Genomic DNA, 1,060 nt, shown 5'->3' with positions numbered 1-1,060 from the left:
TACATTGCAGCAAGACGGGTTATCACATTTATGCATTACAATGTAGCCATCAACTGAATCGCCAGCTTCAAACTGATAAACAATGCGATGCGTTTTATAATTTTTCTTTGTTCCATCACCAAGATATACAGTCACATAACCGTAGCCACCGCCATCCCTTGCTCCAATCCATAGATGGCACCCAGTATCAGGATCAACAACCACTGACTCTTCACGCCTTTTCAGAAATTTCTTGTAAGCATCAGAGCTGCCACAGCGTATGCATGTAGTGCCTTTTGATTTGTTGGTTAGTTTGCTCACAACCAAATCCTCACAATCACCGAAAAAACCATAATCACGAATGACCATAGAGCAACATTTCCAATCGCTTCAGTATTAACGCCAAGGTGATTGCCGTATGCAGTCAAAATGAATGTAATGAAAAATACAAAAAGGGAAGTAAAGGCTATCTTCTGCACGATATCGCTCATGCCAACCCCCAAACAATCAACCAAAAAACAGCAAACATGAATAACTGGCCTATGATTAGTGCTTTGTATTGGTTCATGATGAAGCAAACCCCAGCCCACCAAGATACGGGCCACATAATCTACTTCCCTCCATACCTCTTAAAGTCATTGCGTTTAGCTTGAGCATGCTCTGCTGCATATTAGATAAGCATTCAGTCCTGTTTTTTTCGATGTCTTTATTCAGCCTTCTTAAAAACAGTTTTGCTTCCTCATCAGAGTCAACCCATGTAACAGCAGTGAATCTATCGTTCGACATTGAATTTTTGGCGATATGAATCTTTTCATCTACCTTTACACTTATGTATTTACTCATGATTTATTCTCCCGCTCATAAGCCCAGCCCAAGTCACCCGGGACTGGTAAACTTATTTGAAATTGATGTGTGCAATAACGGTCAATAAGCGTCATGAACTCATGCATATTTCTGACGTTTAACCATTCTGTTTTGATGGCATCAAGGAATGTGTTGATAGCCCATTTTCTTGTTTCGTCATCCGGTGCTTGTTCAAGCATTCTGTCTGCGTTGGTGAAGAACTCGTGATACTGTTCAT

3 protein-coding genes are annotated in these 1,060 nt (G+C 40.7%); all 3 read right to left on the bottom strand.

The window, feature by feature from the left end; translation table 11 throughout:
* Nucleotides 1-348 (bottom strand): HNH endonuclease (locus B4K20_RS00975; RefSeq protein WP_289281543.1); only part of this gene is annotated, 348 nt, incomplete at its 3' end.
* A 195-nt stretch (nt 349-543) separates the two neighbouring features.
* Complete coding sequence (locus B4K20_RS00970) at nt 544-822, bottom strand: hypothetical protein (RefSeq protein WP_289281542.1); 279 nt, start codon at nt 820-822, stop codon at nt 544-546.
* On the bottom strand, nt 819-1,060 hold a 242-nt coding region (locus tag B4K20_RS00965), incomplete at its 5' end, for a hypothetical protein (protein ID WP_289281541.1). The genes B4K20_RS00965 and B4K20_RS00970, both read right to left, overlap by 4 nt.

It is taken from the genome of Methylophaga sp. UBA5088 (genome assembly GCF_002414625.1).
Classification (GTDB): domain Bacteria; phylum Pseudomonadota; class Gammaproteobacteria; order Nitrosococcales; family Methylophagaceae; genus Methylophaga; species Methylophaga marina.
The sequence above is the reverse complement of the archived record's forward strand: the minus strand, read 5'-3'. Positions and strand labels throughout refer to the sequence as shown.

Coding starts and splice junctions, on each gene's coding strand:
- B4K20_RS00970 (WP_289281542.1), bottom strand. CDS start 822: ATGAGTAAATACATAAGTGTAAAGGTAGATGAAAAGATTCATATCGCC.